The organism is Pseudomonas sp. P4_B4, assembly GCF_056402255.1.
Genome location: NZ_JBFUHS010000001.1, coordinates 304,929 through 324,997 on the forward strand (window position 1 = coordinate 304,929; position 20,069 = coordinate 324,997).

The 20,069-nt window shown below is 59.6% G+C and carries 21 protein-coding genes; 15 read left to right on the forward strand and 6 right to left on the reverse strand.

The annotated features are described in order from the left end of the window. Positions 1 to 34: 34 nt before the first annotated feature. The 4 genes from uvrD to AC1DVE_RS01460 all read left to right on the forward strand — a co-directional run bounded on the left by uvrD (position 35) and on the right by AC1DVE_RS01460 (position 4,407). A complete protein-coding gene (gene uvrD / locus AC1DVE_RS01445) occupies positions 35 to 2,218 on the forward strand; it encodes a DNA helicase II (protein ID WP_477783672.1) in 2,184 nt (727 codons plus the stop codon). A gap of 144 nt (positions 2,219 to 2,362) precedes the next feature. Further along, positions 2,363 to 2,803 carry an EamA family transporter gene (locus tag AC1DVE_RS01450; protein ID WP_007971691.1) on the forward strand — a complete coding sequence of 147 codons (441 nt, stop codon included), beginning with the start codon at positions 2,363 to 2,365 and terminating at the stop codon, positions 2,801 to 2,803. A 179-nt stretch (positions 2,804 to 2,982) separates the two neighbouring features. After that, complete coding sequence (locus AC1DVE_RS01455; RefSeq protein WP_223455240.1) at positions 2,983 to 3,861, forward strand: Tim44 domain-containing protein; 879 nt, start codon at positions 2,983 to 2,985, stop codon at positions 3,859 to 3,861. Between the two features lie 138 nt (positions 3,862 to 3,999). Continuing rightward, positions 4,000 to 4,407 (forward strand): SMI1/KNR4 family protein, encoded by a 408-nt coding sequence (locus tag AC1DVE_RS01460; protein WP_223455238.1) that lies wholly within the window; start codon positions 4,000 to 4,002, stop codon positions 4,405 to 4,407. Positions 4,408 to 4,430: 23 nt separating this feature from the next. Here AC1DVE_RS01460 and AC1DVE_RS01465 read toward each other — a convergent pair whose 3' ends face one another. After that, on the reverse strand, positions 4,431 to 6,194 hold the full coding sequence (locus tag AC1DVE_RS01465; RefSeq protein ID WP_223455236.1) for a cation:proton antiporter: 1,764 nt from the start codon (positions 6,192 to 6,194) through the stop codon (positions 4,431 to 4,433). A gap of 286 nt (positions 6,195 to 6,480) precedes the next feature. On the opposite strand from AC1DVE_RS01465, the gene AC1DVE_RS01470 reads away from it, so the two are divergent. Next, a complete protein-coding gene (locus AC1DVE_RS01470; protein ID WP_030132502.1) occupies positions 6,481 to 6,963 on the forward strand; it encodes an acyl-CoA thioesterase in 483 nt (160 codons plus the stop codon). A gap of 112 nt (positions 6,964 to 7,075) precedes the next feature. On the opposite strand, the gene pdxY is transcribed toward AC1DVE_RS01470, so the two are convergent. Continuing rightward, positions 7,076 to 7,948 (reverse strand): pyridoxal kinase PdxY, encoded by an 873-nt coding sequence (gene pdxY / locus AC1DVE_RS01475; RefSeq protein WP_223455235.1) that lies wholly within the window; start codon positions 7,946 to 7,948, stop codon positions 7,076 to 7,078. Positions 7,949 to 8,067: 119 nt separating this feature from the next. Here pdxY and AC1DVE_RS01480 point away from each other — a divergent pair, with 119 nt between their 5' ends. After that, entirely contained in the window at positions 8,068 to 8,481 is a 414-nt protein-coding gene (locus AC1DVE_RS01480; protein ID WP_223455234.1) for a DUF3301 domain-containing protein, read from the forward strand. A 4-nt stretch (positions 8,482 to 8,485) separates the two neighbouring features. Here the strand turns inward: AC1DVE_RS01480 and AC1DVE_RS01485 are convergent, their stop codons facing one another. Beyond that, positions 8,486 to 9,460, reverse strand: a complete 975-nt coding sequence (locus AC1DVE_RS01485) for a CobW family GTP-binding protein (RefSeq protein WP_223455233.1) — start codon at positions 9,458 to 9,460, stop codon at positions 8,486 to 8,488. A 27-nt stretch (positions 9,461 to 9,487) separates the two neighbouring features. Here AC1DVE_RS01485 and AC1DVE_RS01490 point away from each other — a divergent pair, with 27 nt between their 5' ends. Further along, positions 9,488 to 9,844 carry an NADH:ubiquinone oxidoreductase gene (locus tag AC1DVE_RS01490; protein WP_223455232.1) on the forward strand — a complete coding sequence of 119 codons (357 nt, stop codon included), beginning with the start codon at positions 9,488 to 9,490 and terminating at the stop codon, positions 9,842 to 9,844. Between the two features lie 15 nt (positions 9,845 to 9,859). On the opposite strand, the gene zigA is transcribed toward AC1DVE_RS01490, so the two are convergent. Continuing rightward, on the reverse strand, positions 9,860 to 11,065 hold the full coding sequence (gene zigA, locus AC1DVE_RS01495; RefSeq protein ID WP_223531992.1) for a zinc metallochaperone GTPase ZigA: 1,206 nt from the start codon (positions 11,063 to 11,065) through the stop codon (positions 9,860 to 9,862). Positions 11,066 to 11,207: 142 nt separating this feature from the next. Here zigA and AC1DVE_RS01500 point away from each other — a divergent pair, with 142 nt between their 5' ends. From AC1DVE_RS01500 to AC1DVE_RS01530, 7 genes are all read left to right on the forward strand, one after another. Continuing rightward, complete coding sequence (locus AC1DVE_RS01500) at positions 11,208 to 11,585, forward strand: glutamine synthetase (protein ID WP_223455228.1); 378 nt, start codon at positions 11,208 to 11,210, stop codon at positions 11,583 to 11,585. Between the two features lie 145 nt (positions 11,586 to 11,730). Further along, positions 11,731 to 12,627, forward strand: coding sequence for a GTP cyclohydrolase FolE2 (folE2, locus tag AC1DVE_RS01505; protein WP_223455226.1), 897 nt, complete (start codon positions 11,731 to 11,733; stop codon positions 12,625 to 12,627). Continuing rightward, a complete protein-coding gene (locus AC1DVE_RS01510; protein ID WP_223455225.1) occupies positions 12,624 to 13,295 on the forward strand; it encodes a metal ABC transporter ATP-binding protein in 672 nt (223 codons plus the stop codon). The genes folE2 and AC1DVE_RS01510 overlap by 4 nt, the downstream gene beginning before the upstream one ends. After that, positions 13,292 to 14,158 carry a metal ABC transporter permease gene (locus AC1DVE_RS01515; RefSeq protein WP_223531990.1) on the forward strand — a complete coding sequence of 289 codons (867 nt, stop codon included), beginning with the start codon at positions 13,292 to 13,294 and terminating at the stop codon, positions 14,156 to 14,158. The genes AC1DVE_RS01510 and AC1DVE_RS01515 overlap by 4 nt, the downstream gene beginning before the upstream one ends. A gap of 11 nt (positions 14,159 to 14,169) precedes the next feature. Beyond that, on the forward strand, positions 14,170 to 15,045 hold the full coding sequence (locus AC1DVE_RS01520) for a metal ABC transporter substrate-binding protein (RefSeq protein ID WP_477783673.1): 876 nt from the start codon (positions 14,170 to 14,172) through the stop codon (positions 15,043 to 15,045). Continuing rightward, positions 15,042 to 15,602: a gamma carbonic anhydrase family protein gene (locus AC1DVE_RS01525; RefSeq protein ID WP_477783674.1), complete on the forward strand. Its 561-nt coding sequence runs from the start codon at positions 15,042 to 15,044 to the stop codon at positions 15,600 to 15,602. The genes AC1DVE_RS01520 and AC1DVE_RS01525 overlap by 4 nt, the downstream gene beginning before the upstream one ends. Before the next feature lie 120 nt (positions 15,603 to 15,722). Continuing rightward, on the forward strand, positions 15,723 to 16,601 hold the full coding sequence (locus AC1DVE_RS01530; protein ID WP_223455217.1) for a His/Gly/Thr/Pro-type tRNA ligase C-terminal domain-containing protein: 879 nt from the start codon (positions 15,723 to 15,725) through the stop codon (positions 16,599 to 16,601). Between the two features lie 111 nt (positions 16,602 to 16,712). Here the strand turns inward: AC1DVE_RS01530 and AC1DVE_RS01535 are convergent, their stop codons facing one another. Further along, complete coding sequence (locus tag AC1DVE_RS01535; protein WP_223455214.1) at positions 16,713 to 17,234, reverse strand: DUF3617 domain-containing protein; 522 nt, start codon at positions 17,232 to 17,234, stop codon at positions 16,713 to 16,715. 132 nt (positions 17,235 to 17,366) lie between these two features. Here AC1DVE_RS01535 and cls point away from each other — a divergent pair, with 132 nt between their 5' ends. Further along, positions 17,367 to 18,806, forward strand: a complete 1,440-nt coding sequence (gene cls / locus AC1DVE_RS01540) for a cardiolipin synthase (protein ID WP_223455213.1) — start codon at positions 17,367 to 17,369, stop codon at positions 18,804 to 18,806. On the opposite strand, the gene cfaB is transcribed toward cls, so the two are convergent. Beyond that, positions 18,803 to 19,987 (reverse strand): C17 cyclopropane fatty acid synthase CfaB, encoded by a 1,185-nt coding sequence (gene cfaB / locus AC1DVE_RS01545; RefSeq protein WP_223455211.1) that lies wholly within the window; start codon positions 19,985 to 19,987, stop codon positions 18,803 to 18,805. The two genes, cls and cfaB, sit on opposite strands and share 4 nt — an antisense overlap. Positions 19,988 to 20,069: the final 82 nt, after the last annotated feature.

Here is a 20,069-nt window from a genome sequence, read left to right on the forward strand (position 1 = left end):
TGCCCGGTGTGACGCGGCCCCCTAGAATGCCCCGATGCGCGATGATCTCTCCCTTCTGCTGAACTCCCTCAACGATGCCCAACGCCAGGCTGTAGCAGCCCCCGTGGGTCGTCAGTTGGTCCTGGCCGGTGCTGGTTCCGGTAAAACCCGAGTGCTGGTGCACCGTATCGCCTGGCTGATCCAGGTCGAAAACGCCTCGCCCCACTCCATCATGTCGGTGACTTTCACCAACAAGGCCGCTGCCGAAATGCGCCAGCGTATCGAGCAGCTGATGGGTATCAACCCGGCCGGCATGTGGGTCGGTACCTTCCACGGCCTGGCACACCGCCTTCTGCGGGCACACTGGCAGGAAGCGGGCTTAAGCCAGACCTTCCAGATTCTCGACAGCGATGACCAGCAGCGGTTAGTCAAGCGGGTGATCCGCGAACTCGGCCTGGACGAACAGCGCTGGCCGGCCCGTCAGGCCCAATGGTTCATCAACGGCCAGAAAGACGAAGGTCTGCGCCCGCAACACATTCAAGCCAGCGGTGACCTGTTCCTGGCGACCATGCGCGGCATCTATGAAGCCTACGAGGCCGCCTGCCTGCGTGCGGGCGTCATCGACTTCTCCGAATTGCTGCTGCGCGCCCTCGATCTGTGGCGCGATCACCCTGGCCTGCTCGCTCACTATCAAAAGCGCTTCCGGCACATCCTGGTGGACGAGTTCCAGGACACCAACGCCGTGCAATACGCCTGGTTGCGCCTGCTGGCCAAGGGTGGCGACAGCCTGATGGTCGTAGGCGACGATGACCAGTCGATCTACGGCTGGCGCGGCGCGAAAATCGAGAACATCTACCAGTATTCCGAAGACTTCCCGGACGCCGAAACCATTCGCCTGGAGCAGAACTATCGCTCCACCGCCGGCATCCTGAAGGCTGCCAACGCCTTGATCGCCAACAACACCGGGCGCCTGGGCAAAGAGCTGTGGACAGACGGCGGCGACGGCGAAGCGATCAACCTGTACGCCGCCTTCAACGAGCACGACGAAGCACGCTACGTTGTCGAAACCATCGAAAGTGCGCTGAAAACCGGCTTATCTCGCAGCGATATCGCGATTCTGTACCGCTCCAACGCCCAATCGCGGGTTCTGGAAGAAGCCTTGCTGCGCGAACGCATTCCCTACCGCATCTATGGCGGTCAGCGCTTCTTCGAACGCGCCGAAATCAAGAACGCCATGGCTTACCTGCGGTTGCTCGAAGGCCGCGGTAACGATGCCGCGCTTGAGCGGGTGATCAACGTGCCGGCCCGTGGCATCGGCGAGAAAACCGTCGAAGCGATCCGCGACCATGCGCGCCACAGCGATGTGTCGATGTGGGAAGCGATGCGCCAACTGGTGGCCAACAAAGGCCTGACCGGGCGTGCGGCCGGTGCCCTTGGCGCGTTTATCGAGTTGATCGAGAACCTCGCCGCCAAGTGCATGGAAATGCCACTGCACTTGATGACCCAGACCGTCATCGAGCAGTCGGGGCTGATCGCCTATCACGAAGCGGAAAAAGGCGAGAAAGGCCAGGCACGGGTAGAAAACCTTGAGGAACTGGTCAGCGCCGCGCGCAACTTCGAAAACAGCGAAGAAGACGAAGACCTGACGCCATTGGCAGCATTCCTCGGTCACGCGTCGCTGGAGGCCGGTGATACGCAGGCCGACGAGCACGAAGACAGCATTCAACTGATGACCCTGCACAGCGCCAAAGGCCTGGAGTTCCCTTACGTGTTCCTGGTGGGCATGGAAGAAGGCCTGTTCCCGCACAAGATGAGCCTGGAAGAACCCGGCCGCCTTGAGGAAGAGAGGCGTCTGGCCTACGTAGGCATCACCCGGGCCATGCAGAATCTGGTAATGACCTATGCCGAAACCCGACGCCTTTATGGCAGCGAGACCTACAACAAGGTGTCGCGCTTCGTACGCGAAGTTCCGAAAGGCCTGATTCAGGAGGTGCGGCTGTCCAACAGTGTCAGCCGTCCGTTTGGTGGCAACCAATCGATGAGTGGCAGCAACCTGTTCAGCGGCAGCGAGATTCCGCAGACCGGCTTCAGCCTCGGCCAGACCGTACGGCACTCGGTGTTCGGCGATGGCGTGATCCTCAACTTCGAAGGCGCCGGGGCTCAGGCTCGGGTACAGGTGAACTTCAGCGAAGGCAGCAAGTGGCTGATGTTGGGTTACGCCAAGCTGGAAGCGATCTAGCCTTTCTGTGGGAGCGGGCTTGCTCGCGAAAAACGATAACGCGGTATGACTGAATGACCGCGATGCGCCCATTCGCGAGCAAGCCCGCTCCCACAGGGTTCCGTGTGGACTTACAGAAATTGTTCTGAATAAGGTGCAAAAAGCATGGGCTCAGGTTTCTTTTCCTCCTGGACATTCTGGGCCCTGTTATCGGCGGCATTCGCGGCAATGACCGCCATTTTCGCGAAAGTCGGCATCGAAAACGTCAACTCCGACTTCGCCACCCTGCTACGTACGATAGTGGTATTGGTCAGCCTGGCCTTGATTTTGTACGCAACGGGCCAATATCAGTCTTTGGGATCGATCTCTGCGAAGAGCTATCTTTTCCTGCTGTTGTCGGGCCTTGCCACCGGTGCATCGTGGATTTGTTATTTCCGTGCACTCAAAGTCGGCCCGGCGTCACTGGTCGCTCCAGTGGACAAGCTCAGCGTGGTGCTGGTGGCTGTTCTTGGCGTTGTCCTGCTGGGTGAAAAACTCGACCTGCGCCAATGGGGCGGAATCGGCCTGATCACGGCCGGGGTGGTCATGCTGGCTCTGCGACGCTAGGTGACCGTCCTACAAACCCTGTCCACTCATCTGACAGATCAAAGTCAAAAGGCCTTCTTGCACTGACTGAAGCTGAACACGACCTGTCAGGCAAAAGCCCGAAACACTCTGCCGCTAGCCAGTAACACTTCAGCTGTGCAACATGGCGCGCGTGCCTTCCACAAATGGGAATTCCCTTTATGAAACGTTTTCTTAGCATCGCCATGGCGTTGTGCATCGGCCTGACGATGAGTCTCGACGTCAATGCCGCCAAGCGCTTCGGTGGTGGCAAAAGCGCAGGCGCTGCGCCGACTCACCAGACCAGCCAGATGGCTCCTTCTTCTCCAGGCATGGGCGGCGCTGCGGCGACCGCTGGTGCTGCCGGTGCCGCTGGCGCCGCTGCCAAGGCCGGTGGCGCTTCGCGCTGGCTCGGCCCACTGGCCGGTATCGCGGCCGGTGGCCTGCTGGCCTCCATGTTCATGGGTGACGGCTTCCAGGGCATGCAGATCTTCGACATCCTGATCATGGCCGTCATTGCGTTCCTGGTCTTCCGCTTTATCGCCGCCCGTCGTCGCAAGCAGCAGGAGCACTACGCTCCGGCCGGCCACGCGCCGATGCAACGTGAGGCGTTCGAACAAAAGCCTGCCGGCGGTTCGATCTTCGGTGGTTCGCCAGCGCCTGTTGCCGCTCGTCCAGTGATCAACGCGCCAGTCTGGTTCAACGAAAGTAACTTCGTCGAAGCGGCGCGCAATCACTTCCAGTCCCTGCAACAGCACTGGGACGCCAACGAAATGGACAAGATCGCCGAGTTCGTGACCCCGCAAATGCTGGAGTTCCTCAAGCGTGAGCGTGCTGACCTGGGCGACGGTTTCCAGTCCACCTACATCGATAACCTCAATGTACAGCTGGACGGTGTGGACGATCGCGCCGACAAGACCATCGCCACCCTGACCTTCACTGGCGTGTCGAAAACCTCGCGTTTCGACCAAGGCGAAGTCTTCAGCGAAAGCTGGAACATGGAACGTGCACAGGGCGAAAACCAGCCTTGGCTGGTGGCAGGTATCCGCCAGAACGGCTGATCCCGCGTAGAACTTCACCTGCTGTAAACAAAACCCCAGCCCTGGCTGGGGTTTTCTATTTCGCGGTTGCATCTATAGCAAGCTACTGTATAAACCGCCCCATATAAACCGCGCCATACAAGCAAGAGGATCCCGGACGTGGAAGAAATCATCGAACAACTGCGTGAAGCCAACGAACCGGTACCGGTCCCCTTGGAATTGCCCGACGAAGACCTGCTGGTCGAAATCGAAGAACAACTGTTCATCGACATACCCTTCGTCTTCAGAGAGTTTCTGCTGACCGTCAGCGACGTGGTCTACGGCAGCCTGGAACCGGTCACCGTGACCGACCCGCAATCCCACACCTACCTGCCCGACGTTGCCGCCAACGCCTGGGATGCCGGCGTCGATCGCAGCCTGATCCCGATCTGCCAGGTCGGTGACGACTACTATCTGGTCGAAGAAGACGGCACCGTGGTGCTTTGGCAGGCCGAAGAGGAGCTGATCGCCGAAGAAACCTGGGAGTCGGTATGGCACTGGGCGCGGGACGTCTGGCTGGAAAGCTGATCCAGTCGACGCCACGGGGGTGGTCAATGCCCGGACGACTCCTTGTGATTGTCGAGGGTTTCCAGCAACGCCACCTGCATCCGCGTATGCACACGAATGAACCAGCGCCACAGCAGCGCCGCCACGGCGGCCGCGACCACGGCGATCAGCACCAGCAACTTGTTGGTCGGCAGAATACTGGCCGACAAGGCTGCCAGCAGCAAAAAGATCACCAGTAGCGACAGGATCGGGATCACTTCGGCGATCACCCGGCGCACTCGCTGCGTGTGGCGCCCGGCCATCTCCGGCTTCACGCCCATTTCCGCCAGCAACATCGACAGTGCCTTTAGCTTGCGGTACGCCGCAATCAAAAAAGGCAGCGACAACAAAAGCGCCCCACCCCAGATCAATGCCTTTTGCCAGCTCGGATCGCTGATCCAGCCTTGCAGGTAAGCCGACATGCGTTCGGCGAAGTACGCGCCCGAGAAGAAGATTGCGATCACGAGCGCCAGATTGACTCCCACCTGCAGCAAAATCCTGCGAATCATGGATGCCAGTAACGCGCCCTCACCCTGAGGCTGGATGCTGCGCAGCCATTCGCCGTACATCCTCAACACCCGTCCCAGGCGTTCTGGCATGGCGCCGGCGAGCTTTATCGACAATGGATCAGCCGCACGGATCAGATAAGGCGTCAGCAAGGTCGTGATCACCGAAACCGCCACAGCCACGGGGTATAAAAAGTTACTGGTGACCTGCAACGTCATGCCCAGTGCCGCGATGATGAAAGAGAATTCGCCAATCTGTGAAAGACCCATCCCGACCCGCAGCGAGGTACGTCCGTCATTGCCGGCGATAAATGCGCCAAGGCCGCAGGACAACATCTTGCCGAGCACCACGGCTACGGTGATTACGGCGATTGGCCAGGCGTACTGAAGCAGGATCGCCGGATCGAGCATCAGCCCGATGGCCACAAAGAAAATCGCACTGAAAAGATCGCGAACCGGTTCAATCAGTTGTTCAATTTTCAGCAGTTGCCGGGACTCAGCCATGATCGCGCCGATCAGGAATGCCCCGAGGACCATGCTGTATTCAAGCTTGACCACCAGCAGGCAGAAGCCAAAACACAGGCCCAGCACCGTGATCAGCAGCATTTCGTTGCTTTCGAATCTGGCGACGTAGGCCAGCAGCCGCGGCACCATCAGGATGCCGATGACCAACGCGACGATCATGAACAGCGACAGTTTGCCGACCGTGGAAAACACTTCGCCGGAGCTGACCGTACCGCTGACCGCGATGCTGGACAGTAGCGCGATGATGCCGATGCCCAGAATGTCTTCGACGATCAGCACACCGAATATCAACTGGGCAAATCGCTCGTTCTTCAACTTCAGATCGTTGAGCGCCTTGACGATGATGGTGGTCGAGGAAATCGCCAGGATCGCGCCGAGGAACAGTGAATCCATGGTGTTCCAGTCGAACCAGCGACCAATCTCGTAGCCGATCCAGATCATCAGCACGATTTCCAGGAATGCCGCGATGAATGCCGTGGCACCGACCTTGAACAACTTGCGAAGGCTGAATTCCAGGCCCAGGCAGAACATCAGGAATATCACACCGAGCTCGGCCAGGGTCTTGATGGTTTCTTCGTCGTGGATCAGGCCGAACGGCGGGGTGTGCGGACCAATGATGAATCCGGCGACGATGTATCCCAGCACCACCGGTTGTTTCAGGCGATGGAAAACCACGGTGACCACACCTGCGATCAACATGATCACTGCCAGATCCTGAATGAAACTGATGGCATGCATGGCGTGAGACTCCCTGGATGGCATTGCTCGATCCCCGGACGCAGGAAAAGCCTGATCAAGCAGAACAAAAATCGGAATTGCACGTAGGAAATGCCCTTGAGGCTGGGCTTTTTGCAGGGTAACACCGCGACTTCTGGCAGAAAGGCGGTGCAATATATGGAAACAGATCGATCCGGCGTGACGGCGACCCCGCACCCGGCGTCCCGATAACTGTTGGTTTGAAAAAACCGCCGAGGCACCCGCAGAGGTGCATCCCTCAAACCTGGCCTTGACCCGTGAGAATGCTATGGAACCCGGAAACGCCCAGCTGTCGATGACGGTATTGATGACCCCCGACATGGCCAACTTCTCTGGCAATGTCCACGGCGGCACCCTGCTCAAATACCTCGACGAAGTGGCCTATGCCTGCGCCAGCCGTTATGCCGGCCGCTATGTGGTGACCCTGTCGGTGGATCAGGTCATTTTCCGTGAGCCGATCCATGTCGGCGAACTGGTGACCTTTCTCGCCTCGGTCAACTACACCGGCAACACCTCCATGGAGGTCGGCATCAAAGTGGTGACCGAGAACATCCGCGAACGCTCGGTGCGTCACACCAATAGCTGCTTCTTCACCATGGTCGCGGTGGATGACCAGCGTAAACCCGCCTCCGTACCACCGTTGCAACCGCAGAATAGCGAAGACAAGCGTCGTTACATGCAGGCCCAGCAGCGCCGGCAGATTCGTCAGGAGCTGGAAAAGCGTTATCAGGACATCAAGGGCGACGCCTAAGGCCGGTCGCTCTTGCGCGATCTTCGGACCGCTATCGCGAGCAGGCTCGCTCCCACAGGTACAGCATTAACCTTGTGGGAGCGAGCCTGCTCGCGATGGGGGCAGCGCTGAATCAGAGACTGATTGGTGTAGCTTCGAACCGCACCCGCGGATGGGCAATCCGGTCCTGAGCCCGTACCAGTTCCAACTCGTAGCTGGCACAGGCCTGGGTTTCCAGCAGCACTTCATGCACCGCCGACGCCGTGAACTCGAAAGCGGCCACCAGGCTGTCGCCCAACAGCACACGCGCCAGGAACAGACCGGACGTCAGATCGCCCACGCCCACCGGCTGACGGGGGAACGCCAGCAACGGGCGCTGCAAATGCCAGCTGCCCTCGGCCGTCACCAGCAGCATCTCAAAGGCCTCTGCCGATTTGCCTGGATAGTCCAGGTGCTTGACCAGCACTGCTTTCGGGCCGCGCACCAGCAATGCACGCGCCATTGCCAGGCAATCGAACAGTGATTGCGGCTTGCGCCCGGAGAAGCTGTCCAGCTCCAGCTGGTTCGGGCACATGAAGTCCGCCACGGCGGCGGCCTCCTCCAACAGAAAGTCACTGACCTCCGCCGGAACACTGCAGCCCTTCTCCGGATGCCCCATGACCGGGTCACACAGGTACAGCGCCTTGGGATTCATCGACTTGATCCGCGCCACACCCGTCAGGATCGCCCGGCCCTGGGCCGCACTGCCGAGGTAACCGGAAAGCACCGCATCGCAGTTGCCCAGCTCGCCAATCGCCGCGATACCTTCGACCAGCTCCGGTATCTGGTGCGGCGCCAGCACTTCACCGGCCCACTGACCGTACTGGGTGTGATTGGAGAACTGCACGGTGTTGAGCGGCCATACATTCACCCCGACCCGTTGCATCGGGAAAACCGCGGCACTGTTGCCGGCGTGACCGAATACCACATGGGACTGGATAGCGAGCAAATGCGGTGTACGTTTCATGCGGTGGATTTCCGTAAAACGATTGAAATTCTAGCCGCGCAGTATGCGACTAAACGCAGCCTGTACGACAGACCAGCGACGCAGTTAAGCTGACACTATCTTGTTGGAGCACCCTGTTGATGCTGACCCTTGGAAATATATTCGTGCTGATGCTGTTCGCCACTGCCGGCGCATGGATATGGCACAACCACGGCTTGCGCGAGCGCGCGCTGGAGCGGGTCAAGCAGCATTGCGGCAAACTCGGGATCGAATTGCTCGACGGCAACGTGGCCTTGAAAAGAATCGCGTTCATCAGGGATGCCAGTGGTCGGCGACGCCTGGCCCGTGTGTATAACTTCGAATTCACCGTGACCGGCGAAACCCGCCACAACGGCACCATCACCCAGTTCGGCGCTCACAGTGCACAGATTGAGCTGGCGCCCTACCCGGTCCCGTTCGACGAAACCGAACCAGTGGTCGACGTGGCGAAACCTCGCGCGGAAGTGATCGAGCTGAGCCAGTGGCGTCAGGACCATACCAAGTGGCGGCCTTGAGCCATTAACCCGATCCGGATCGGCACGCTGCCAGCTCACGCTGCAGTCGTTCTGCATTCTGCGACTCACTGAAAATCAGCTCGATACGCGAATCCTGCCGCCATTCACTGGGCTGCCAGTCCAGCACCGAGTTATCCACCGCGTTCGCCGAGACCCAGCCGTGTGTACTACTGTGGATAACCAGCTTCGCCCGCCTCCAGCCAAGGCTTCCAAGCCACCGGCCAACCAGAGCGGCATCAAATACCTGGCTTGGGTGCCAACGCCATCCGATGCTCCAGCCTCCGTCCTGTTCCTGACTCAAGCAAATGGGCAACGCAGGATCGCTCCAGACCGCCGGCAGCTGCGCCAATCCCTTGGGCAAGACGAAGTTATCCACACCTGCCCGCGCTTTGGCATTCAGCCCCGGCAACTCGCTCAAGGGTAAGACCGCCTGTTGCGTCCAGCACAGGGGGAGCGACGGCAATTGCCCGGCGATTCGCTGGCGAATGTCTTCGTCGAGACCTTCAGACTTGTTCAACAGCAGCAATCCCGCATGGCCCAGCGCTTGCTGTTGAACATCCGGCAGCGCTTTGCCAGCGGCGAGCGACTGGGCATCCAACACCAGCACACAAGGCTGGACAGCCAACACGCCTTGCCACGGCGCTTCACTCAATTGCCTGAGCAACTGCGCCGGATGCCCCAGCCCCGAGGGCTCGATGAACAGCCGATCCGGTTGCGCCTTGCGCAACAAGCGCCCAAGACCAATCTGAAACGGCGCACCGTTGACGCAACACAAGCAGCCCCCGGCCACTTCCCCCAGTGCGATACCATCGGCGTCCTGAGTCAGTAGCGCAGCGTCGAGACCGATCTGGCCAAACTCGTTGATCAACACCGCCCACCGCTCGCCAGCCGGGCGCTGGGCCAGCAGGTGCTTGATCAGGCTGGTCTTGCCGGCGCCCAACGGGCCGGCAATGACATGAGTGGGGATATTCTGCAGCATGGTCGATGATTTCTGAGGAGGTGGTGGATGCGGTTGATCGGCTTGTCGTTGCTCCTGGCACTCGTTTCAGGCGAGGCACTGGCCCAGGCTTGTGTGGTTCACAGCCAGGGCGAGCGGCTTGATGTCCAGGTTTGCCAGCAGAACCGCAACATCCCGCCAAAACTCTTCGCCGATGGATTCTGCCAACCGAACCTGGCGGGGCAGAACGTCGATGTGCAGTATGTCGATCAATGCCCCGGCGGCGCATTTGGTATTTGCAGCAACGCCCAAGTCGCCAATATGCCCTACCGACAGGATATTCACTATTACGGCGTTGCCACCGACGCGGCGTATTTGCAGCCGTACTGCGAGGCCCAGAGCCAGGGCACCTGGCTCAAGCCTTGAAGCGCCAGTAGAGGATCAGGCAACCTCTTCGTACCAAGGGCCGAATGGATCAGACAGCAAAGGCCAATCCTCTACGCCCAGCGCCATTTCCTCATCGGTCAGCAGGCATGCGTCCAGTTCGGCCGTGAGTTGCGTGAAGTCGATGTTCTGGCCGATGAATACCAGTTCCTGGCGACAGTCACCGCTGTCGGCGGTCCAGTTTTTCATGATCCCGGCGGTACTTTCTTCGTCTTGCGGCCATTGGTTTTTTGGTACGAAGCGCCACCAGCGCCCGGCAAAGCCATAGCGCATCAAACCACCGGCCTGAGACCAACTGCCGGCATCCATGTGCTTGCTCGCCAGCCAGAAAAAGCCCTTGGAGCGCAGCAGTTTGCCGTTGTCCCAAGGACCGTCGATGAAGTTGAAGAAACGCTGCGGATGGAACGGCCGGCGAGCCCGGTAAGCACTGGATGCAATGCCATACTCTTCGGTTTCCGGCACGTGTTCGCCGCGCAGTTCCTGTAGCCATCCCGGTGCCTGGGCAGCCTTTTCGAAGTCAAAACGACCGGTGTTGAGAATCTTGTTCAAGGGGATTTCGCCCATCGCCATCGGAATGATTTCCGCCCGGGCGTTGAGCCGTTCAAGTATGGCGATCAGTTCCTCGCGTTGGTGGCTGCTGATCAAGTCGATCTTGCTGAGCAAAATCACATCGGCGAACTCGACCTGCTCAATCAACAGATCGGTAATCGAACGCTCGTCTTCTTCCCCAAGTGTTTCTCCTCGGGAAGCCAGGCTTTCGGCAGCCTGGTAATCGAGCAGGAAGCTCATGCCATCGACCACCGTGACCATGGTGTCGAGACGTGCGATGTCGTTGAGGCTCTGGCCGTTTTCATCGCGGAAGGTGAAGGTTTCCGCCACAGGCAGCGGTTCGGAAATACCGGTGGACTCGATCAGCAGATAGTCGAAGCGACCCTCCCTGGCGAGTTGACTCACCTCCTCCAGCAAATCTTCACGTAACGTACAGCAAATACACCCGTTACTCATCTCCACCAACCGTTCTTCAGCGCGATTAAGGCTGACATCGCGCTGGACTTCGGTGCCATCGACGTTGATTTCGCTCATATCGTTGACGATGACTGCAACCCGCAAGCCATCGCGATTACGTAGTATGTAATTAAGAAGTGTACTTTTTCCGGCACCAAGAAAGCCGGAGAGAACGGTCACGGGAAGTCGATTGGACATCTGCATATTCCTCACAGGGATGCCCGGTCGCTGTGTCGGGCTTACACAATGTTATACTGTAACAACACAAATAAACCATCCCCTCTTGCCCGGTTGGGCAAAGGACAGGATGCTGAACGCCGCGCCCCTTGTGAGAAAGCCCATGCGCAACACCCTTAAACCTGCATTGATCATGCTTTCCCTGCTGGTGGCTGCCGACGCGATGGCACAGATCCCGAGCCTGGCCAAGTGCACTCGCAGCGCCAACCTGCTGGCCTGCGTGGATGCGGATGGCAACGCCTACAGCGTCAACACCGCCGGCAGCACCATCTATCTGCGGGGTTTCGAAACGGCCGGAAAACGCTATTGGGCACAGACCAACAACCGCTACGGCCAACTTACGTTTTTCACTGGTATCGCTTCCGATGGCGAGGCCTGGGTTGGCTACAACCGGCGCGTCGGCTGGACCACGATCAACCGGTTTTCCAGCTCCGGCGGCAGCAGCGCCAAGTTCACCTGCAGCCGGATCGCTGGCTGTTAGGCCTCTTTGTTTTTCTGTTGATGGCGTGAAATCAGGCTGAGCATGTGGCGGTTGCGCATGATGAAAGTCCGCTCATGAAAAAGGCATCGTCGATTGTATTGTTATACTATAACATGTCAAATCAACTCCCACGATGGACCTGCTCATGAATGCGCTGACTCTGCCGGATATCGCCGCGCAGGCCTCACGCCAAGCCCTGCCACTGGAGTGGGTGGGCATGTGCGGCATTGCTCTTCCCGTTTTGTTTGATGGCCAACGACTGAATGCAAAGGCCGATGCCGGCGTGAGCCTCGACGATGGCAATGCACGTGGCATTCACATGTCACGGCTTTATTTGGCGCTTGAATTGCTAGAGCAGGAAAGCCTTTCACCGGCTTTATTGCGGCGGGTTTTGCAGCGTTTTCTTGAGAGCCACGAAGGGTTATCCAGCAGCGCTCACCTAACCCTTCACGCCGATTTGTTGCTGAAAAGGTCGGCGCTGATCAGTCCATTGGCAGGCTGGAAAAGTTATCCAGTCAGCATCGAAGCGCGATTTAAAAACGCAATGTTCCACGTGGAACTAAAAATCGATGTGCCTTATTCCTCAACCTGCCCCTGTTCCGCGGCCCTTTCTCGACAGTTGATTCAGCAGCAGTTCGTTGATGATTTCGCCAACAGGCCACTACAACACGCCGACGTTTTAGCGTGGCTCGGCTCCACGAACGGCATCGTCGCCACACCTCACAGCCAACGCAGCAGCGCAAAGTTGTGCGTACGGCTGGCTGATTTTTTGGACGAGTTGCCTCTGGTCGCCGTCATCAACGACGCCGAAGCCGCACTCGGCACCGCCGTTCAAACAGCGGTAAAACGCGCCGACGAACAGGCCTTCGCCCTGGCCAATGGTCAGAACCTGATGTTCTGCGAGGACGCCGCACGCCGTTTGAATCTGGCCCTGAAGCGCTCCACAGGCATCAACGCCTTCCACATTCGTGTCATCCACGCCGAAAGCCTGCACGCCCATGACGCGGTAGCCGAAAGCCGTTTCAACTGGGAGCTCGCATGATTGGCTGCCACGCCTTGCGCTGGGGCGCACCGGGGCAGCCGCTCACACCCGCGCTGGACGTCGAACTGTCGAAGGGCAGCCTGACCGCCATCATCGGTGCGAACGGCTCCGGGAAAAGCAGCCTGTTGAAGGTCATCGCCGGATTGCAAAAACCGTTGGCCGGAAAGGTGCGACTGGATGTACCCCTCAAGGGCGGTGTGTCGTTCCTGCCCCAGCAACAACATCTGGACAGGCAATTTCCGATCAGCCTTCAGGCATTGGTCGCCGCCGGTTTCTGGGGTAACAAACAGTCACCGGAGATCCGTAGCCAACGACTGAAAAACGCCCTCGAAAACTGGTGCCTGAACGGCCTGGAAGATCGACCCTTGATGGCCCTTTCCGGTGGCGAATTGCAACGCGCCCTGCTCGCCCGATTGAGCCTGACCGACGCCCCCTTGCTGTTGCTCGACGAACCCCACGCGGCCCTCGATGAACTCGGCCAGACATTGCTCTGGAAGCACATACACGAATGGCACCTCGAAGGCCGGACACTGATGATCGTGTGCCATGACCTCGCCGCCGTCTGCGAGTACATCCCACACACGTTGCTGATCAAAAGCAGTGGATGCGCATTCGGCCCGAGTACAGAACTGATCCGCCAACCACCACAAGCGCAGGTGGCCCGATGATCGCTGCCGCGCATCTCTGGCAACCGTTCCACGAGTTCGTGTTCATGCGTCGGGCGCTGCTCGGTGGTTTGCTCCTGGCGTGCAGTACGGCGCCCCTTGGGGTGTTTCTGATCCTCAGACGCATGAGCCTGATCGGCGACGCTGTTGCCCACGGCATCCTTCCCGGTGCGGCTCTGGGTTTCTGGTTTGCCGGATTGAGCCTGCCGGCGTTGACCATCGGCGGCCTCGGCGCCGGCCTGAGTATGGCCGGCCTCGCGGCCTGGATTACGCGACGCACCGGTCTGCGAGAGGACGCCAGCCTCGCAGCGATCTACCCGATTTCCCTGGCCGGTGGCGTGCTGATTCTCGGCATCGCCGGCAAACGCCTGGACCTGTTGCACCTGCTGTTTGGCTCGGCGCTGGCGGTCGACGGCCCGACCTTGACCGGCATGCTTTGGGTCTCTGGCCTGAGCCTGATTGCCATGGCATTGATCTACAAACCACTGCTGCTCGACACCCTCGACCCGCTTTTTCTGCAAACCGTCAGCCGACTCGGCCCACTGGCCCACGGCGTGTTCCTGACGCTGGTGGTGTTGAATCTGGTCATCGGCTTCCAGGCGATCGGCGCGTTGATGGTGGTCGGCCTGATGATGTTGCCTGCCGCTGCGGCGCGTTTCTGGAGTCGTCGCCTGCCGGTGCTGATCGTCGTCGCCGCCTTGCTCGGCAGTCTCTCGGTGTGGCTCGGTTTATTGATCTCGTTCTATTACTCGCTGCCCAGTGGCCCGGCAATCGTGCTGGTGGCCGGCGGTGGGTATCTGTTGTCCGTGGTGTTTGGGCCGGTGCACGGCTTGCTGCGCCGCCCGCCTTTGCTCACATCCCAATGAGGTGTTACCCGATGCGCGCTTTACTCGTGCTGTTCAGCTTGATGGTGTCGATGTCACTGTCTGCCGCCGAAAAACTTCAGGTGGTCACCAGCTTCAGCATCCTTGCCGACATGACCCGACAGGTCGGCAAGGATCATATCCAACTCACCAACATGGTCGGCCCGGACGCGGATGCCCATACCTACGAGCCGACACCGGACGACGCCAAAGCGCTGCTCAAAGCCAGGCTCATCATCAAGAACGGCCTGGGTTTCGAGCCCTGGCTGGATCGCCTGGTGACGAGCACAGAGACCCGGGCGCCGGTCATCAGCGCGAGCCACGGCGTCATCCCGCGCAGCCTGAATGAAGACGGCGAAACCGTTCCCGACCCGCATGCCTGGCATAACCTGGCGAACACCGAACTGTACATCGCCAACATCACCAAGGCGCTGATCGCCGCCGACCCGGCGAACACCGCCGACTATGAGCGCAACAGCCAGGCGTATCTGAAACAGGTCTATGCCCTGCTCGCCGAAGCCAAGGCCAAACTCGGTTCACTGCCACCGGGCAACCGCAAGATCGTGACGTCCCATGACGCCTTCGGTTATCTCGGCCAGGCCTACGGCATCGAGTTCATGGCGCCTCAAGGCCTGTCCACCGAGCGCGAACCTTCAGCCGCCGAAGTGGCCGCACTGATCACCCAGATTCGTCAGGCCAAGGTCAAGGCGGTGTTCATGGAAAACATCAAGGACGCCCGCCTGCTCAAGCAGATTGCGGATGAAAGCGGCGCGCAGATCGGCGGCACGTTGTGCTCCGATGCCCTGGCGGCGAACGGTCCGGCCAGCACCTTCACCGGGTTGTTCGAGTACAACCTCAACACCCTGTACAACGCGTTGAGCAAGCTATGATCCGCAAGAACCCTTCCGGAGATTTACCGCTGATTGCCGAGTCGGCCTACGTCGACAAGACGGCGATCATCTGCGGCAAAGTGGTGATCGGCGAGAACGTGTTCGTCGGGCCCTACGCGGTGATCCGCGCTGACGAGGTCGATGACTCAGGCGACATGCAGCCGATCACCATCGGCGCCAACTCGAACATCCAGGACGGCGTGGTGATCCACTCCAAATCCGGCGCGGCGGTGACCATTGGCGAGTTCAGTTCCATTGCCCACCGCTCGATCGTGCATGGCCCCTGCACCGTGGGCAATCGAGTGTTCATCGGCTTCAACAGCGTGCTGTTCAACTGCGTGGTCGGTGACGGTTGCGTGGTGCGGCACAACTCGGTGGTCGACGGTCGTGACCTGCCTGAAGCCTTCTACGTGCCCTCCACCACGCGGATCGGCCCCAACACCGACCTCTCGCAATACCCGCCGGTGAGCATCAGTGCCTCGGAGTTTTCCGAAGACGTGGCGCGCACCAACGTCGACCTGGTGCGCGGCTACAAAGCCCTGCAAAACGAGTTCTGACGCGGGTGGCCAAAAACAGCCATCGTGTCAGGACAAATTGCCTGGCACGACAAACGTCTTAATGTTTGCCCCTACGGTTTATGCGATAACGCTCGTTAGAAGCACGTGAGCACGCCGACCATGATCCAGATCACCCTGCCCGATGGTTCATTGCGTGAATACGATCAGCCACTGTCCGTGCACGAGGTGGCCGCCAGCATCGGCCCCGAACTGGCCATCGCGGCCGTGGCGGGAAGGGTCAATGGTGTACTGGTGGACTGCGAGTACCTGATCGAGGCGAATGCCCGGGTCAGCATCGTCACCCCCCGGGAGCCGGACGGCCTGGAGATCCTGCGCCGTTCCTGTGCATTGATGCTGGCCATGGCGGTCAAGCAACTCCATCCTCATGCGCAAATGCGTGCGGGAAAGGAGTTGGGCGACGGTTTCTTTTACGAGTTTGCAGTCGAGCAACCGCTGACCCCGGCAGACCTGCCCCTCATCGAAGCGCGCATGCAGTCACTGGCAGCGACCAATCACTCGATCCGTCGTCGGCCGGCGCGCGAAGCTATGTCGCTGTACCGTCTGGGGGACACCGAATACCAGAGCCACGGACCACACGTCCCCACCACCAAAGTCTTGCAGGCATTTGCCCTCGATCACATCAGCGGCACGTTACAACAACGGATCTACGGCACCTGCTGGTCCAGCCATCAGGAACTGCAACACTGGCGCGTTCCTCCCCACGTGGTTGTCGTGAGCATGGATGACCGCCAGGCGACTTATGCCCAAGCGGTGACCGAATCCTTACGCCAAAGGGGCGTGCGCGCCAGGGCCGACCTGCGTAACGAAAAAGTCCGCTACAAGATTCGCCAGCACAGCCAGACCGTGCCGTACCTGGTCGTGGTTGGTGAAAAGGAGCAGGCTGGGGGGTTCGTCAGTGTGCGCAGTCGCACGGGGGAGGATTTTGGCCGGATGACCGTCGAGGCGGCGTGTGAATGGTTGAGTCGGTCGGGGATCTAGGGAGGCTGGAAGGACGCCTTCGCGAGCAAGCCCGCTCCCACACTGGATCTGTGGTGTTCACAAAACCAATGTGGGAGCGAGCCTGCTCCGGGCGGCGATCCGACGAAGCTTTTAAGCTCTTGGCTTCACAGTGCCGCAATCCTGCCCCAACCAGACGGCGCGGGATTCGAGGCTGCCCTTCTGCTGAATGCCGGTGGCGTTGAACGTCCCGTTGACCTTGGTGGTGAACTCGCGATCACTGAGGAACGTCGCCACACCAGCACCCTGGGCTTTCGGGCAACTGAAACGGAACTTCCACTGATTGCCGGAGCGGTCGGTGATTTCCTGTTTGCAGCCCGACTGCGGATCGGTCAGCGGAATGTTGTCGGTCCTGACCTGTTCCGGGGTCAGGCACGCCCGGATCCCTTTGCCGCCCATGGTGATGCCCTGCTTTTCCAGCTGGGCACGCTGCTCAGGGGTCATCTGGCTCTGGAGCTGGCCCAGGATCAATTGCAGGTCCGGCATATTCTGCTCGTCGACCTTCATGTTGCTCGTGGTCAGCTCCCACAATCCTGGTTGCAGCATTTGCGCGTGAGCCGCCACAGGAAGTGCCAAACCCAGTGCCATGGCCAAACCCAGCAGACGAACGTTCATCGAGTAACTCCTGATCAGTAGTGGCCGTTAGACGTCAGCCGCCGGCTTCGGTTCATGGGCGAATTAATTAGCGACATTCTGCACGGAACATGGTCTGTTAAGCACTGAATCTTCAGGAGCAAGGCAGCCCCCATGGATTACTTCGGACCGCATATTTTCGGTTATACCATCGCCCTGTTGCACTCGCTGGGCATGATCGCGGCCATACACGCCGTGTTGACCGTCCGGACCGCCCAAGGCTCGATCGCCTGGGCCCTGTCGCTGTTTTTCATCCCTTACCTCACGCTGATCCCGTACCTGATGTTCGGCCGCAGCACCTTTGATGGCTACATCAAAGCCCGGCGGCAGGCCAACGAGGAAATGCGCAAGGCCGTTTCCGAACTCAACTGGCGACCCTGGGTAGAAGAAGCCCTCACCGCCCGCGCTTCTTCTGCCTACGCCTCGCTCAGAGCGATGCCCAAGCTTGGAAACATGCCCTGTCTGGCCAATAACCAGACGCGACTGTTGATCAACGGCCAGTCGACGTTCGAGGCCATTTTCGATGCCATCAGCCAGGCGAAAGAAGCCGTGCTGATCCAGTTTTTCATCGTCCACGACGACCGTCTCGGCCAACGCCTGCAAACTTTGCTGTTGAAGAAAGCCGCAGAAGGCGTAGCGATCTACCTGTTGTATGACCGAATCGGCAGCCATTCCCTGCCCAACGGCTACGTGCAGGCCTTGCGTGATGGCGGGGTCGAGGTCAAGGCATTTGGCCCCCGTAGTGGCTGGTTCAATCGCTTTCAGGTGAACTTCCGCAACCATCGCAAGATCGTGGTCGTAGACGGCATTCTCGGCTTCGTTGGCGGGCACAATGTCGGTGATGAATACATGGGCGAGAAACCGCCCCTGGCCCCCTGGCGCGATACCCACGTGCAAGTGCGCGGGCCAGTGGTGGCGTGCATGCAGGAGTCTTTCGCTGAAGACTGGTTCTGGGTGGCTCATGCCCTGCCACCACTGATCCTGCCCGAGGTTTATCCGGAAGACGGCGTGCTGTGCCAGTTGCTTGCCAGCGGGCCGGCAGACGCCTGCGAAACCTGTTCTCTGTTCTTTGTCGAAGCAATCCATGCGGCGACGGAGCGGGTCTGGATCACCAGCCCGTACTTCATCCCCGATGAAGCCGTATTCGCAGCATTGCGCCTGGCGGTCCTGCGCGGTGTGGATGTGCGGCTGCTGTTGCCGTCTCGGCCCGACCACCGAATCGTCTACGCCGCCTCCAGCCTCTACGCCTTCGAAGCCGTGCGCGCCGGTGTGCGGGTATTCCGTTTCCAACCCGGATTCCTGCACCAGAAAGTGGTGTTGATCGACCGTGAAATCAGCGCCATCGGCAGCGCCAACCTGGACAACCGTTCGTTCCGGCTGAATTTCGAAGTGATGTTGCTGACCGTCGACCGCGCGTTCGCCGCCGAGGTTGAACAGATGCTCAACGATGATTTCGCCAATGCCCACGAAATCGCCAAAGGAGAAGGCCGGGAGACCCACCGCCTGCAGCAGGTCGGCATGCGGGTCGCCCGGCTTATTTCGCCGATTCTCTAGAGGTAGATATCGTCACGAGTCCATGGCAGTTCATGACTGCCATCGGCGTGGGCCTTCACCGCGAGAATCTGGTGCAGGTTGATCCAGCCCCGGGCGAACGCGTAGGCGCAACCGGCCAGGTACAGCCGCCAGATGCGCAGGACTTGTTCCGGTACGAGTCTGGAGGCCGCTTCGAGGTTGTCTTCCAAGCGTTCGCTCCAGTGATCGAGCGTACGAGCGTAGTGCAGGCGCAAGCTCTCGACGTCGACGATCTCCAGCCCGGCCTCACTGATCTCGGCAGAGATCATCGACAGGTGCGGCAGCTCGCCATTGGGGAACACATATTTCCCGATGAAATCTCCGGCACCACGTCCTACCGGACGGCCATCAGTGTATTTGGCGGTGATCCCGTGGTTCATCACCAGGCCACCCTCTTTCACCGCGCCGAACAAGGTATTGCAGTATTCGGCCAGGTTGGCGTGGCCAACGTGTTCAAACATGCCGACGCTGACAACCTTGTCGAAACGGCCATCCTGGGGCAGATCGCGATAGTCGAGCAGTTGCAGTTCTACCAGGTCCTCCAGGCCCTCCGCTTTCACGCGTTCCCGGGCCAGGGCCAACTGCTCCTTGCTGAGGGTGATACCGAACACTCTCGCGCCAAATTCCCGCGCCGCAAAACGCGCCAATCCGCCCCACCCGCAACCCACATCCAGCAAATATTCTCCGGGCTGCAGGCGCAGCTTGCGGCACAGGTGACGGAACTTGGCTTGCTGGGCCTGCTCGAGGCTTTCGCTGCCGGTCTCGAAGTAAGCGCAGGAATACGCCATGTCGCTGTCGAGCCACAGCTGATAGAACGCGTTGGAAAGGTCGTAGTGGTAGGAAATCGCCTTGGCGTCTGTCTCTTTGTCGTGGGCGCTACGAACGGGCTGATTGTCGTCGTTTTCGTCCAGCAACGCCTGGCTCCATTCATCGCAGACACGGATCACTTCGCTGATGGAGCCTTCGAGTTCCAGTTTGCCTTCGACAAAAGCAGCACCGAGGGCGTCCAGGCTTGGATGGGTAAACTGGGTGACCATTTGTGGGTCCTTAACCACAATAGTGACGCTGGGCGCCGGTCCCAGATTGAGTTCATGGCCATCCCAGAGTCTCAGGCGAAGCGGTAATTGCAGATTCTGTAAGGCCGGTGGAAGATGCGCGAGCATGGAGAAGCCCCCTTGTTTCAGACGTCTAAACAGAGGGTAGACCATCTTTGAAAAATAGCTGGCTATCGAATTAATAGCCGAT